This is a genomic window from Micromonospora sp. NPDC050980 (assembly GCF_040653835.1).
In the GTDB taxonomy this organism is placed as follows: Bacteria; Actinomycetota; Actinomycetes; order Mycobacteriales; family Micromonosporaceae; genus Micromonospora.
In genome coordinates, this window is the sequence record NZ_JBFAGS010000008.1 from 223,461 (window position 1) to 238,127 (window position 14,667).

Consider the following 14,667-nt stretch of genomic DNA (forward strand, 5'->3'; position numbering starts at 1 on the left):
CGACGCCTGTCGGGGTATCACGGGCGGTGTCGACGCCGTTCCGGTGCGTGCCGGCACGCCGTTCACGGCGACCTCGCGGTCACCGTCCACCTGACGGGATCCGTTGCGCGGCAACGGATCGCCGGGCCGACGCCGGCCGCCCCGAGCGTCAAGGAATGTGACGTACGCTACAGCGGCGCCGGCACCGCTTCCTGGCCACACCGGCTCGCCGAAGAGGCGGGGTCGCCACCTCACCGATGCCACCGGTTCGGCGAACTGGTCGCGACCGGGACCGGCCGACCCCACACACCCCTGCCACCCTTAATGAGGTTCGTCGATATTGACGAGCGTCACAGGCGCGGACAGACTTCCGGAACCACCACCCCCATGATCCCGCTCCGGGAGGGCCCCATGATCCGTCCCCGCCTGTCGCTGACGCGCACGGCCGCACGCCTGGCCGCGTTCGCCGCGGCCACCGCCGGCGTGCTGCTCGCCGTCACCGCACCCGCCAACGCCGCCGTGCCCGCCGGGCGCTACGTGGCGCTCGGCGACTCGTACACCGCCGGCCCGCTCATCCCCACCCAGGTCGACCTGAACTGCCTGCGGTCCAACCGCAACTACCCGTCGCTGGTCGCCACGGCCGCCGGCTCGTCGTCGTTCGCGGACGTGAGCTGCTCCGGAGCCACCACCGACGACATCCTCTACGGCGGCGACGGGCAGCTCGGCATCAACCTGCCGCCGCAGCTCAACTCGGTCACCTCGAACACGGCGCTGGTGACGGTGCAGATCGGCGGCAACGACATCGGGTTCTCCGGGATCATCGGCGACTGTGCCCAGGCGAGCGTCAGCAGCCCGTTCGGCTCGCCGTGCAAGGACCGGTTCACCGCCGGCGGCACCGACCAGCTCCGGGCCCGGATCGCCGCCACCGCGCCGAAGGTGACCTCGGTGCTGCGCGCGGTCCGGCAGGCCGCCCCGGGCGCGCGTGTCGTGGTGCTCGGCTACCCGGCGATCCTGCCGGACAGCGGGTACGGCTGCTGGCCCGTGGTCCCGATCGCCTACCAGGACGTGCCCTACCTGCGTGGGATCGAGAAGGCGTTGAACGCGATGCTGGCCGACACGGCGGCGGCGAACGGCGCCAGCTACGCCGACGTCTACACCCCGTCGATCGGCCGGGACGCGTGCAAGGGCAGCGGCACCCGCTGGGTCGAGGGGCTGATCCCGCAGAACACCGCCGCGCCGTTCCACCCGAACGCCCGCGGTGAGCAGGGCATGGCCACCGCCCTGCTGGCGCACCTGAGCTGACCCGACGCACCCGGGCCGGTCCCGTCGCACGGCGGGGCCGGCTCACCGGGCGGCTCATCGGTCCGGCGTGGATCGGGCGCCCTCGAACCGTTCCCGGGTCAGGAACGCCAACTGCGCGCGCTTCTCCGGCAGCTCGATCTCGTCGGCGAACGTGAACCCCTCGACCCGCAGGCGCCGCAACGCGGCCTCGTTGCGCACGTCCGGCTCCACCACGATGCGGCGCACCGCCGGGTCCCGCAGCAGGAACCGGGCCAGCGCCGGGCCGACGGCCGCGGTGAGACCACGGGCCAGCCGCCGGGGCGGGTGAAGCAGCAGATGCATCCCCACGTCGCCCGGCTGGACCAGGTAGCGCTCCCCGACCGGGTCCGCCTCCGGCCGGTAGGTCTGGAACAGGCCCACCGGCTCGCCGTCGAGCCGGATCAGGAACGCGTGGTGGGTGTCCAGCCCGTCGAGGAAGGCGTAGATCTCGCGTACCTCGTCGAGGGTGTGCGCGCCCATCCCCCAGAACCCGTTGCGCGACGCCGTCACCCAGCCGTGCAGCAACTCGGCGTGCGTGTCGGGCCGCACCGGTTCCAGCGTCAGTGCGCCGAGGTCGGGGATCTGCTCCCGATAGCTCACTGTCGTCTCGCCCCTCGTCAGCGGTTCGGCGGGCACCGGGATCAGCGTCCCGGCGGCCCAGTGGGTCAGTTGGTCGGCGAAGTGCGGGTCCCCCGGTCGTCCGGAGGCGCCGAACGGCACGATCCACCGGCTGGCCGCGCGGTCGGTCAGGTCCCAGACGTAGCGGGCCACCGGAGCACGCCAGCAGGCGTCGGAGACGCCGGGCACACTCGCGGTGGACAACACGCAGTCGGTGTCCCCGGCGAGCGCCACCCGGTGCCGCATCTCCCCCACGGCGGTCGAGACGGCGGCGGTCACACCGAGGTGAACCGGGTGCGGGACGTGGCGGTGGCCCCACGGCTCGGGCGCCGGCCCGGCGGCCACCTCGGCCAGCGCGGCAGCCGCGAGGGACACGGCGTCGACGCCCAGCTCGGCCGCCCGGTCGACCAGGTGGTCCAGGGCCAGGCCGATCCGGGTCGCCGGATCGGTCCACGGCGTGAACAACTCGTCGTACCCGGACGGCTCGCCCAGTGCCCGCAACCGTGGGTGGCCGCGCAGCCCACGGGCGAGCGCGGCACGCCACGCCGCGTACGCGCCGGCGTCGACCGAGTCGGCCGCCATCACGCGGTTCCACTCCAGCAGCTGGCGTCGCAGCGTACGGGCGGGCGGCTCCAGCCGGTCCGGGTCCAGACGACGCAGCAGCCGGTACGCGGGGGTCGCCGGGAGCCGGGCGTCGGTGTGCACCCGGGTCGCCTCGACCCCGGCGGCGAGCAGTTCCCGGATCCGCCGGGCGCGGTGCGGTGGCGCGAAGTCGACCCCGTGCCCGGCGACGTCCTCGCGCCTGTCGTTGGCGCAGACCACCACGCCGCCGACCGGCTCGTCGACGACCGGCAGGTAGTCGCCGCGCCAGTGGTGCCGCCGGTCCCAGCCCGGCACGGGCGCGCGGCGGGCGCGCTCGTCGCGTACCGGGACCAGGCCGGCGACCAGGCGGCGGACCGCGCCGCCGGTGTCGGCGACGAGCACGCTGTTGACCGGCTCGACCCATCCGCGCAGCGCACCGGCGACGTCCTCGGCGCGGCGGGCGCGCAGCAACGGCAGCAGCGCCTCGAAGCCGAGGCGGGCCTCGACGCGGCTCGGGGTGCGCAGGCTGAGCGCCTCGCCGCTGCGCCGGTCGTGGTCGACGACCGGGCCGCGCGGGGTCTCGATGATCTCGACCGGCTCGGGGGCGGCGCCCCGGACCTCGATCTCCTCGACGTGGCGTGCCACGGGTGTCCACCCGTCCGGGTCGCGTACCAGCACCCGGTCACCGTCGCGACGGAGCTGCTCGCGGTAGAGGTCCTGGTAGTCGGCCATCGCGTTGGTGACGGCCCAGGCGACGTGCCCGGTGTGCCCGAAGTGCGGCAGCCCGGGCACCCCGGGGAAGGCGAGGCCGACCACGTCGAACGCGGGGCAGGCCAGCCGGATCTGCTGGTAGACGCCGGGCAGTTCGAGCAGCCGGTGCGGGTCGCCGGCGAGCACCGGGCCGCGCCCGGCGCCCGGGTCGGCGGGCAGCGCCCAGGCGTTGCTGCCGGACGCCGCCGGCCCCTGCACCGAGAACAGCCCGACCGCCTCGGGGCCGAGCGTGCGCGCGACGTGCGCGTGCCAGAGCTTGTTCGGGAAGGTGGAGAAGAGCACGTGCTGGACGAGGAAGACGCCCAGCGGCGACCAGGGCTGCCACGGGTCCGGCGTGCTGCCGGTCGCGGTGAACTCGGGTGCGACGGCGGCGCCCTCGGCCAGCCCGGCGTTGACGCCGTCGACGTACGCCTCGACCCACCGGCGGGTCGCCGGGTCCAGGCGCTCGTGGCAGCGCCGGGCGGTGTCGTCCAGCCGGGCCCGGCGGGCGAACCGGTCCCACGGCAGCTCGGCGGGACCGACGTGGGCGGCCAGCCGGCCCTCGGCGCGCCACCGCTCGACGCAGATCTGCCAGGCCCGGTCGTGTGCGGTGACGCGGCCCTGCAGGTGGGCGAGCGCGTCGACGTCGTCCGCCCAGAGCTGGGGTACGCCCCACGGGTCGCGTTCGACGCGCGTCGCGGGGCCGGGCCCCGGGGCGGCGTTTCTTCGGATGGTCAACTTAGGTTACCCTTCCCTAACTGAGGCTGACCTTACCTGGAGGGGTTCGTGAAACGGAACTGGGAGGGCCTGGTGCTCAAGGCCATGGGGGGTCGGGACTTCCGGCTCACCGTGCTGGGCACCGAGTCGGTCGACGGGCACTACCAGCGCCTGCTCCTCGACGACGGCGGGTTGCTGGCGGCCTGCGGCACGCACCCGACGATGTGGATCCGGCTGTGGTTCGACAACGACGGCCGGGCGCACCAGCGCGCCTACACCCTGGTCGACCCGGAGCCGACCGCCGGGCGGTTCACCCTGGAGTTCGCCGTCCACGACGGCTGCGCCGCCCGCTGGGCCACCACCGCCCGGGTCGGCGACACCATCGCCGCGACCGTGCAGGGCAGCGCGTTCCACCTGCCCGACCCGACGCCGGAGCACCTCTACCTGATCGGCGACGCGGCCTCGCTGCCGGCGGTCAACAGCCTCCTCGACGCCGGCGCCGAGATCCCGGCGACGGTCTGGCTGGAGTACGCCCACGAGGGTGAGAAGGCGCTGGCCCCGCGCGCCCGGGCCCACCACACGGTGACCTGGGTGCCGCGCCGCGACGACGGCCGGCACCTGGTCGACACCGTCTGCGCGGCGCTGCCCGCCGGCGAGCGGGCGCACTACTGGGTGGCCTGCGAGGCGGCGAGCACCCGCGGCATCACCCGGCACCTGCGACGCACGCTCGGCGTCGGCAAGCACCAGCTCACCTCGCTCGCCTACTGGCGGGCCGTCTGATGGGCCGCCTCGGCACGCTCACCGCGCTCTACGTCACGCAGTATCTCGGCATCGGTTTCATCACCGTCGGGCTGACCGCCATCCTGCGCGACGGCGGCACCTCGCTGGACACGCTCGCGCTGCTTCAGGTGGTCGGTCTGATCTGGCCGATCAAGTTCCTGTGGGCGCCGATCCTCGACCGCTACGGCTCCCGGCACCGCGGTCACTACCGCTCCTGGCTGCTGGTGTTGCAGACCGCGCTGGTGCTGACCCTGCTGGCGCTGCTGCCGTTCACCCGCCCGGCCGAGAGCCTCGGCCCGGTCATCGCCCTCTGCGCCGCGTTCGTGTTCTTCTCCGCGACCCAGGACATCGCCGCCGACGCGGTGGCGGTGCGGCTGCTCGCCGCGGCGGACCGGGGCACCGGCAACGGCATCCAGGTGGCGGCGAGCTACCTGGGCAACCTGCTCGGCGGTGGGGCCTGCGTGCTGGTCTACGACCGTTTCGGCTGGGCCCCGGCGGTCGGACTGCTGGCCGCGCTGACCGCGGTCGGGCTGCTGGTGGTGTGGCAGTTCCGGGAGCCGGAACGTACCGACCGGGTGGTCCGCGTCGGCGCCGCGTACCGGGCGTTGCTCTCGGTGTTCGGCCAGCCCGGCTGCCGGTGGTGGACCTTCGGCGTGGTGCCGCTGGTCTACGTCGGCGCGGGCATGGCGTACGCGTTGGTGACGCCCGCGCTGGTGGACGCCGGCTGGTCGCTGGGCCGCATCGGCGTGGTGACCGGCGTGGTGACCAGCGTGCCGGCGATCGCGGCCGGCCTGGTCGCGGGCCTCGGCATCGGCCGGTTCGGCCGGGCCGGCGTGCTGGTGGCCGGTGGGGTCACCCTGGCGCTGTCCACCGTGGCGTTGCTGCCGCTGATGCGCGGCCACGCGCCGCTGGGCGGCACGGTCGCCGCGCTCGGCTTCTTCCTGGCCGCCTACACCATCGCCAACGTGGTGCTCTACACGGTCAACATGGACTACTCCCGGCCGGGCAGCGGCGGCACCGACTTCACCGTGCTGTCGTCGTTCGGGCTGGTCTGCTCGTTCGTGGCCGCCTCGCTCGGACTCGCCGCGGCCGAGCGGTTCGGCTACCCGGCGGTGGCGCTGGCGTCGCTCGTGCTGGTTGCGGCCGGGGTCGCGGTGGGCGTGACGCATCAGCGGCGCTTCCCGCCGGCCGGCCCGGCCCGCGAGCCGGCGACCGCCGTGTCGGACTTGATTGTTAGGTAAGCCTAACCTAATCTGATCTCCGCGTGGCTCCGGTCGCGCTCCCTGTCCGCACGACCACTGGGACGTCGCATGAGTTCGAACGGCAGCGCAGCGCGCGACCACCTGTTCAACGCCGGCTCGCTCGGGCGCTACCGGGACGTGCTGGCGCGCGGCGTCGACCGCGTCGCCCGCCGGGTGGGCGACGCCGACCGGCCGTGCACCGGCGTCGGGCCGGAAGCGCTGGCGCCGCTGGTCGGCGGCATCGACCTGGACCGGCCGCTGGGCGACACCGACGCCGCCCTCGACGAGCTGCACGACGTCTGGCTACGCGACGCGGTGTGGTTCCACCACCCGCGCTACCTGGCCCACCTGAACTGCCCGGTGGTCATCCCGGCGCTGCTCGGCGAGGCGGTGCTCAGCGCGGTCAACTCCTCGCTGGACACCTGGGACCAGAGCGTCGGGGCCACCCTCGTCGAGCGGCGGCTGATCCGCTGGACGGCCGACCGGATCGGTCTCGACGCGACCGCCGACGGCGTGTTCACCAGCGGCGGCACCCAGTCCAACCTCCACGCGATGCTGCTGGCCCGGGAGGAGACGCACCGCCGGGTGGTCGGCGGCGTCACCACCCGGCCGACCCGCCCCGAGGTGCTGGACCGCCTCCGGATCATCACCTCGGCGGCCGGTCACTTCAGCGTCCAGAAGGCGGCCAAGCTGCTCGGCCTGGCCGCCGACGCGGTGCTCACCGTGCCCACCGACGCCGGCCGCCGGATGCGCACCGACGAGCTGGCCCGCACCATCGACCGCTGCCGGCGCGACGGGCAGCAGGTGATGGCGGTCGTCGCCACCGCCGGCACCACCGACTTCGGCACCATCGACCCGCTGCCCGAGATCGCCGACATCTGCACCGCCGCCGGCGTCTGGCTGCACGTCGACGCCGCGTACGGCTGCGGGTTGCTGGTCTCCCCCACCCGCCGGCACCTGCTCGACGGCATCGAGCGGGCCACCTCGGTCACCGTCGACTACCACAAGTCGTTCTTCCAGCCGGTCAGCTCCAGCGCGCTGCTGGTGCGCGACGGCCGGACGCTGCGCCACGCCACCTGGCACGCCGACTACCTCAACCCGGCCCGCGCGGTCGAGCAGGGCATCCCGAACCAGGTCGACAAGAGCCTCCAGACCACCCGCCGCTTCGACGCGTGCAAGCTCTGGCTGACGCTGCGGATCATGGGGCCGGACGCGATCGGCGCGCTCTTCGACCAGGTGGTCGACCTCGCCGCCGACGCCTGGCGGCTGCTCGACGCCGACCCCCGGTTCGAGGTGGCGGCCCGCTCCCAGCTCAGCACCGTGGTCTTCCGCCACCTGCCGCCCGGCGCCGCGCCCAACCTGGTCGACGAGGCCAACCTGCACGCCCGCGAGGCGCTGGCCACCTCCGGCGCGGCCCTGGTCGCCGGCACCAAGGTCGACGGCGCGCACTGGCTGAAGCTCACCCTGCTCAACCCGGAGACCACGGTGGAGGACGTAGCCCACGTGCTCGACCTGATCGCCGGCCACGCCGCCTGGTACGCCGGGACCGCCGCCACGCTGTCCCCGGTCGGGTGAGCAGAGACGTGCCGGACTTCATCGCGATCGGCCTCGGCCCGTACAACCTCGGCCTGGCCTGCCTCACCGCCCCGATCGACGACCTCGACGGGCTGTTCCTGGAGGCCCGGGACAGCGTCGCCTGGCACCCCGGGATGCTGCTCGAATCGACCCGGCTGCAGACGCCGTTCATCGCCGACCTGGTCACGCTCGCGGACCCGACCTCCCCGTACTCGTTCCTCAGCTATCTGAAGGAGACCGGCCGGCTCTACCCGTTCTACATCCGGGAGAGCTTCTTCCCGCTGCGCCCGGAGTACGACGACTACTGCCGCTGGGCCGCCGGCAAGCTGCCCAACCTGCGCTTCCGGCACACCGTCACGCGGGTCGAGTACGACGCCGGCCACTACGTGGTGCACGCCGACACCCCGGACGGGCCGGTCACCCACCGGGCGCGACACCTGGTCCTCGGCACCGGCACCCCGCCCTACCTGCCGCCGGCCTGCGCCGGGCTCGGCGGCGACCTCATCCACAACTCGCGCTACCGGGAACACCGCGAGGCGCTGCGGGCCAAGCGCAGCATCACCGTCGTCGGCAGCGGCCAGAGCGCCGCCGAGATCTACCACGACCTGCTCGGCGACATCGACACTCACGGCTACCAGCTCACCTGGGTGACCCGCTCGCCGCGGTTCTTCCCGCTGGAATACACCAAGCTGACGCTGGAGATGACCTCGCCGGACTACGTGGACTACTTCCACGCGCTGCCCGAGCCGACCCGCTACCGGCTGGAAGCCGCGCAGAAGCCGCTGTTCAAGGGCATCAACGCCGATCTGATCAACGACATCTACGACACGCTCTACGCCAAGAGCCTGTACGGGCCGGCGCCGACCCGGCTGCTGACCAACACCGAGCTGGTCGACGCCGAGCACACCGACGGCCGCTACCGGCTCGGGCTGCGCCACATCGAGCAGGACCGCGCGTACACGCTGGACACCGAGGGCCTCGTGCTGGCCACCGGCTACCACTACCGGGTGCCGGAGTTCCTCGCCCCGGTGCGCGACCGCCTGCGCTTCGACGCCCACGGCCGCTTCGACGTGGCCCGCAACTACAGCGTCGACCACACCGGCCGGGGCGTGTTCCTGCAGAACGGCGGCACGCACACGCACAGCATCACCTCCCCCGACCTGGGCATGGGCCCGTACCGCAACTCGTGGATCATCCGGGAGCTGACCGGCCGGGAGCACTACCCGATCGAGCAGACGATCGCGTTCCAGCAGTTCGGGGTGCACCAATGAGCGGCTTCGCCCACGTCGACCGGCGGCTCGGTGAGTTCACCCTGCGCCCGCTGGACCCCGACGCCGACGCGGCGCTGCTGCACCGGTGGGTCACCCACCCGAAGGCCGCGTTCTGGCTGATGGCCGACGCCGACGTGGCGGGCGTCGCGCGGGAGTACCGGCGGATCGCCGCACACCCGCACCACGACGCGCACCTCGGGTCGTGGCGGGGCCGGCCCGCGTTCCTCGCCGAACGGTACGACCCGGCCCGGGTCGAGCTGGCCGGGTTGTACGACGCCGAACCCGGCGACGTCGGCATGCACTTCCTCTGCGCGCCCACCGACACCCCGGCGCACGGCTTCGGCCGGGCGGTCATCACCACGGTGCTGACCTGGCTGTTCGCCGACCCGGCGACCCACCGGGTGGTGGTGGAGCCGGACGTGCGCAACACCGCCGTGCACGCGCTCAACGCCGCCGTCGGCTTCACCGTCGTCGGCGAGATCCGCAAGCCGGAGAAGGACGCCCTGCTCAGCGTCTGCACCCGGGACCAGTTCCGCGCGGCCGTCGACAGGGCCGCCCACGAAGGAGACGTACCCGCGTGAACCCCACCGCATCCGTGGACCACCTGACCCCCGACGCCTGGGCGACGGCCAACCGGCTGCTGGTGCGCAAGGCACTCGCCGAGTTCGCCCACGAGCGCCTGATCGACCCCGAGCCGGCCGGCCCCGGCCGGTGGGTGGTGCGCGGCGGCGACGGCACGGTGGAGTACCGGTTCGCCGCGCAGCGGCTCGCGCTCGACCACTGGCAGGTCGACGCCGCCAGCATCACCCGCCGGCGCGGCGGCGTCGAACTGCCGCCCGACGCGGTCGACCTCTGCCTGGAGCTGCGTGGCGCGCTCGGCCTCACCGACGCGGTCCTGCCGGTCTACCTGGAGGAGATCACCTCGACGCTCGCCGGCACCGCCTACAAGCTCGGCAAGCCGGCGGTCACCGCCGCGGAGCTGGCCGCCGCCGACTTCCAGGCGATCGAGACCGGCATGACCGAGGGCCACCCCTGCTTCGTGGCCAACAACGGCCGCATCGGCTTCGGCGTCGACGAATACCACAGGTACGCCCCGGAGACCGCCGCGCCGGTACGGCTGCTCTGGCTGGCCGCGCACCGCGACCGGACCACGTTCACCTGCGCCGCCGACCTGGACTACGACACCCTCGTCCGCGCCGAGCTGGGCGCGGACACCCTGGACCGGTTCACCACCACGCTCACCGGCCTGGGCCTCGACCCGGACGACTACCTGCTGATCCCGGTGCACCCGTGGCAGTGGTGGAACCGGCTCGCGGTCACGTTCGCCGGGGAGGTCGCCCGGCGCCGGCTGGTCTGCCTCGGTGAGGGGCCGGACGACTACCTCGCCCAGCAGTCCATCCGCACGTTCTTCAACGTCACCGACCCGGCGAGGCACTACGTCAAGACCGCGCTCTCGGTGCTGAACATGGGCTTCCTGCGCGGGCTGTCCGCCGCGTACATGGAGGCGACGCCGGCGATCAACGACTGGCTGGCGGGGCTGATCGACGGCGACCCGGTGCTCAAGCGCACCGGCCTGTCGATCATCCGGGAACGCGCCGCGATCGGCTACCGGCACCGGCAGTACGAGGCGGCGACCGCGCCCGGGTCGCCGTACCGGAAGATGCTGGCCGCGCTCTGGCGGGAGAGCCCGGCGCCCGGCCTGGAGCCCGGCCGGCGGCTGGCCACCATGGCCTCGCTGCTGCACCTCGACCGGGACGGCCGCTCACTGGCCGCGGCGCTGATCGCGCGGTCGGGTCTGCCGCCGGCTCGCTGGCTGCGGCACTACCTGGACGCCTACCTGGTGCCGCTGCTGCACAGCCTCTACGCCCACGATCTGGCGTTCATGCCGCACGGCGAGAACGTCATCCTGGTGCTCGACGGCGACGTGGTCGAGCGGGTGGTGTTCAAGGACATCGCCGAGGAGATCGTGGTGACGGACCCGGACGCCGACCTGCCGGAGCCGGTCCGCCGGATCCGGGCCGCAGTCCCCGACGACGAGAAGATCCTGGCCGTCTTCACCGACGTGTTCGACTGCTTCCTGCGCCACCTGAGCGCCGCCCTGCACACCGTCGGCGTGCTGGACCAGGACGACTTCTGGCGCACCGTGGCCGAGTGCGCCACCGGCTACGCCGCGACGGTGCCGCACCTGGCCGAGCGGCTGCGCCGGCACGACCTGTTCACGCCGGAGTTCCCACTGTCCTGCCTCAACCGGCTCCAGCTCCGGAACAACCAACAGATGGTGGACCTGGCCGACCCGTCCGCCGCGTTGCAGTTCGCCGGCTCGCTGACCAACCCCCTCGCCCGTTTCGCGCCGCCGCGATGAGCGCCGGCCCGGCCACGGTGAAGGCCGGCCGGGCCGCCCCGGCTCCGGTGCCGCACCGCTGGCTGATCCTGGCGGTGCTCTGCCTGGCCCAGCTCGTCGTGGTGCTGGACAACACCGTGCTGACCGTGGCCGTTCCGGTGCTCACGGTCGAGCTGGGCGCCGGCACCGCCGACGTGCAGTGGATCATCAACGCGTACGCGGTGGTGCTGTCCGGCCTGCTGCTGAGCGCCGGCAGCGCCGCCGACCGGTACGGACGCCGGCGGATGCTGCTGCTCGGGCTGGCGCTGTTCGGATCCGGCTCGGCCGCCGCCGGGCTCGCCCGCACCGCCGAGCAGCTCATCGCGGCCCGGGCCGGTATGGGGGTGGGCGGCGCACTGTTGCTGACCGCCACGCTGGCCGTCGCCATGCAGGTCTTCGACACCGCCGAGCGGTCCCGGGCGATCGGCGTCTGGGCGGCGACCAGTGCGCTGGGCTTCGCCGCCGGGCCGCCGATCGGCGGACTCGTGCTGGCCCACCTGCCGTGGGGTGCGATCTTTCTGATGAACGTCCCGATCGTGCTGGTCTGCCTGCTCGCCGGCCGGGCGCTGGTGCCGGAGTCGCGGAACCCGGCCGGCGGGCGGCTCGACCTGGGCGGGGTGGCGTTGTCCACCGCCGGCCTGACCGCGATCGTCTGGGCGATCATCTCGGGTCCCGAGCGTGGGTGGACGTCGGCGGCGGTGCTCGGCGTCGGCGCGGCCGGGGTACTGCTGCTGGCGCTGTTCGTCGGTTGGGAGCGCCGGGTCGCCCGTCCGATGCTGGACCTGCGCTTCTTCCGGGACCGCCGCTTCGTCGGGGCGGTCTGCGGCGTCGTGCTGATCACGTTCGGCGCCACCGGCGCGCTGTTCCTGCTCACCCAGCACCTGCAGTTCGTCCGAGGCTATCCGGCCTGGGAGGCGGGACTGCGGATGGCGCCGTTCGCCCTGTCCATCGTGGTGCTCAACGTCGGCGGCGTCGCCGCGCTGGTGATCCGCCGGCTCGGGCTGCCGGCCGCCGTCGCGGTCGGGATGACCCTGCTGGCCGGTGGCCTGACGCTGGTCACCCACGGCCCGTCCGACGGCTACGGCACGCTGCTGGCCGGGTTGCTGGTCATGGGCGCCGGCTGCGCGCTGGCGAACCCGGCCATCGTCGAGGCGGTGATGGGTGCGATCCCCACCGACCAGGCCGGTGCCGGCGCGGGAGTGGACGGCACCATGACCGAGGTCGGCAGCAGCCTCGGCGTGGCCGTGCTGGGGGCGGTGCTCAACGCCCGGTTCGGCGCGCTGCTGCCGACCGCGCTCGCCGGCGCGGGCTCGTTCCCGGCGGCGCTGGCCGCCGCCGGCCCGGACCGGGAACTGGTGCGCGTCGCCTTCGCCGAGGCGTTGCGGACCGGCCAGACCGTGGGTGCGGTCGCGGTCCTGACGGGCGGGCTGGTGGCGGCCACCCTGCTGCGCCGCGCCGAGCGGCACCACCGTCGCACCGACCGGCGCGGGCCGGCCAGCACTCGGCCCGACCGGCCCGCCAGTAGCCCAGAAACGCCACCGCCCGCCGGTCGAGCCCCGGTCGGTCACCAGGTGCCCGCTCCGCGGGGTGGGCGGCACGGAGCTAGAGGGAGACCACGCGACCGCCGAGGGTGACGACCAGGCGGCCGTCGGCGGCGAAGGACCAGCCGAGAGCACCGGAGTAGGTGGCGCAGCGGGAACCGTTGGAGCCGGACCAGAACTGGTTCGAGCTGTCCACGTTGCCGACCGTCTTGTCGTTCGAGCCGCTGCCGCTGCGGCAGGACGTGTTGTTGCGGAAGACCGAGGTGCCGGCATCGAACGAGAAGTTGCGCTCGGTGTTGTCGATGCTCAGGTTGTGGGAGACCGTCATCGTGCCGGGGTTCCGGTTGTAGGTGAAGCCGTGCTTGCCGTTGCGGTAGGCGATGGTGCGCCGGACGGTGTGGTTGACCGCGATGTCCTCGCCGCCGAGCTTGAAGCCGTTGCGGTCACCGTTGCCGTTCTGGGTGCCGTTGCTGAGCGTGCCGTTGTGGTAGGAGAGCGAGTCCTCGATGGTCACCGCGCCGATCGCGCCGGTGTCGGTCTTCGTGTAGAGGTCCCAGCCGTCGTCGATGTTGTGGTGCGAGACCGCGTACCGGAAGACGTTGCCCCCGCCGACGGTGAGCTTGGCGGCGAACCCGTCGGCGTCCTCGCCGTCGGAGTCGGCGTTGTCGTGCGACTCGACGCTGAGCATCAGGTTGTTCGCCGGCCACTGGTCACGTGGGGTGCTCGACGAGATCCGGGACAGTTGCAGGCCGGTGTCGCGGTTGAAGCGGGTCACGGTCCGCTCGATGATGTTGTTGCTACCGCCGACGAAGATGCCGTTGTCACCGGCACGTTCGACCACGATCCCCCGCACGTGCCAGTAGGACGCGTTCAGCGACAGCCCCCGGTTGGCGGGATCTTCACCCATTGCGGAGAAGTTGAGGATCGGCGTCTCGCCCGGGTAGGCGTACAGATTCTTGCGGGCGTTCGCGGTGCCGTTGTTGCCGGCGGCGATGGTGACGGTCTGGGCCAGGCTGTAGGTGCCACCGCGCAGGTAGACGGTGCCGCCCGCGCCGACCCGGGTGATCGCCGCGGCGATCGTGGTGGGGTTCGCCTGGGTGCCGGCCGCGCCGGCGGTGCCGTTCGGTGCGGCGTACACCGCTCCGCTCGTCGGCGGCGGGGTCGTCGGCGGCGGGGTCGTGGGCGGCGGGGGTGGGGTCGTCGGGGCCGGCGGCGGGGTGCTGGTCGCGCCGGGGTCGGTGGGGATCGTCGCACCGGCGCAGGTGACGCCGTTGACCGCGAACGACGTCGGCTTCGGGTTGCTGGTGCTGTTCCAGGCTCCGTTGAAGCCGAACGAGGTGGTGGCGTTGGTGCCGAGGCTGCCGTTGTAGCTGACGTTGGCGGCCCGCACCGACGCGCCGGTCTGGGTGATGTCGGCGCTCCACGCCTGGCTGACGCTCTGCCCGGCGGCGAAGGACCAGGTGACGATCCAGCCGTTGAGCGGGTCGCCGAGGTTGGTGAGGTTGACGTTGGCGGTGAAGCCGCCGGACCACTGCGCGGTGACCGAGTAGTCGATCCGGCAGCCGGCGGCCGCCTGGGCGGCGGTCGCGCCGATGGTGAGGCCGGAGGCGGCGAGCGTCGCCGCCGCGGCCGCGGACGTCCACAACGCCGTACGGCGCCGTCGGTTGATCATGGTGGTTCTCCTGCGGGTGGCGGGTGGATGCCGCGCCGCATCCGCACCGATGCCCGGTCGGTGCGGTCGGCGGGTCTTTTCCTGCCCCGGACATCCGTGCTCGACGGACCCGTGGCGCCTCCCCGCGCAGAAAGCGCTTTCACCAGAGGCTACTGACACATGTCGATCCGGTCAATCGGGTTACCGGACGCTGAACGATCCGGCGACCTGCCCGGCATCGCTGGAGCCGAACTGCCGGACC

9 protein-coding genes and 2 pseudogenes are annotated in these 14,667 nt (G+C 73.3%); 8 read left to right on the forward strand and 3 right to left on the reverse strand.

Translation table 11 applies throughout. The annotated features are described in order from the left end of the window. The first annotated feature begins 390 nt into the window (after positions 1-390). The gene (locus AB0H28_RS15620; protein WP_358039608.1) at positions 391-1,281 is read left to right on the forward strand and encodes an SGNH/GDSL hydrolase family protein; all 891 of its coding nucleotides are present in this window, start codon (positions 391-393) and stop codon (positions 1,279-1,281) included. Between the two features lie 54 nt (positions 1,282-1,335). On the opposite strand, the gene AB0H28_RS15625 is transcribed toward AB0H28_RS15620, so the two are convergent. Further along, positions 1,336-1,899 (reverse strand): GNAT family N-acetyltransferase, encoded by a 564-nt coding sequence (locus AB0H28_RS15625; protein ID WP_358039710.1) that lies wholly within the window; start codon positions 1,897-1,899, stop codon positions 1,336-1,338. A 33-nt stretch (positions 1,900-1,932) separates the two neighbouring features. Continuing rightward, a pseudogene (locus tag AB0H28_RS15630) lies at positions 1,933-3,981 on the reverse strand (penicillin acylase family protein); the annotation flags it as partial. A 54-nt stretch (positions 3,982-4,035) separates the two neighbouring features. Between AB0H28_RS15630 and AB0H28_RS15635 the strand changes: the two are divergent. The 7 genes and pseudogenes from AB0H28_RS15635 to AB0H28_RS15665 form a co-directional block, all read left to right on the forward strand. After that, the gene (locus AB0H28_RS15635; RefSeq protein WP_358039611.1) at positions 4,036-4,746 is read left to right on the forward strand and encodes a siderophore-interacting protein; all 711 of its coding nucleotides are present in this window, start codon (positions 4,036-4,038) and stop codon (positions 4,744-4,746) included. After that, positions 4,746-5,987 carry an MFS transporter gene (locus AB0H28_RS15640; RefSeq protein ID WP_358039614.1) on the forward strand — a complete coding sequence of 414 codons (1,242 nt, stop codon included), beginning with the start codon at positions 4,746-4,748 and terminating at the stop codon, positions 5,985-5,987. The genes AB0H28_RS15635 and AB0H28_RS15640 overlap by 1 nt, the downstream gene beginning before the upstream one ends. A gap of 69 nt (positions 5,988-6,056) precedes the next feature. Beyond that, the gene (locus AB0H28_RS15645) at positions 6,057-7,562 is read left to right on the forward strand and encodes an aspartate aminotransferase family protein (RefSeq protein ID WP_358039617.1); all 1,506 of its coding nucleotides are present in this window, start codon (positions 6,057-6,059) and stop codon (positions 7,560-7,562) included. Continuing rightward, a complete protein-coding gene (locus AB0H28_RS15650; protein ID WP_358039620.1) occupies positions 7,559-8,833 on the forward strand; it encodes a SidA/IucD/PvdA family monooxygenase in 1,275 nt (424 codons plus the stop codon). Before AB0H28_RS15645 ends, AB0H28_RS15650 begins: the two co-directional genes overlap by 4 nt. Next, positions 8,830-9,414, forward strand: a complete 585-nt coding sequence (locus AB0H28_RS15655; RefSeq protein ID WP_358039623.1) for a GNAT family N-acetyltransferase — start codon at positions 8,830-8,832, stop codon at positions 9,412-9,414. Before AB0H28_RS15650 ends, AB0H28_RS15655 begins: the two co-directional genes overlap by 4 nt. Next, positions 9,411-11,195: an IucA/IucC family siderophore biosynthesis protein gene (locus AB0H28_RS15660; RefSeq protein ID WP_358039625.1), complete on the forward strand. Its 1,785-nt coding sequence runs from the start codon at positions 9,411-9,413 to the stop codon at positions 11,193-11,195. The genes AB0H28_RS15655 and AB0H28_RS15660 overlap by 4 nt, the downstream gene beginning before the upstream one ends. Further along, positions 11,192-12,676 (forward strand): annotated as a pseudogene (locus AB0H28_RS15665) (MFS transporter); the annotation flags it as partial. The gene AB0H28_RS15660 and the pseudogene AB0H28_RS15665, both read left to right, overlap by 4 nt. Positions 12,677-12,815: 139 nt before the next feature. Here the strand turns inward: AB0H28_RS15665 and AB0H28_RS15670 are convergent. Continuing rightward, positions 12,816-14,426 carry a cellulose-binding domain-containing protein gene (locus AB0H28_RS15670; RefSeq protein WP_358039628.1) on the reverse strand — a complete coding sequence of 537 codons (1,611 nt, stop codon included), beginning with the start codon at positions 14,424-14,426 and terminating at the stop codon, positions 12,816-12,818. Positions 14,427-14,667 lie beyond the last annotated feature (241 nt).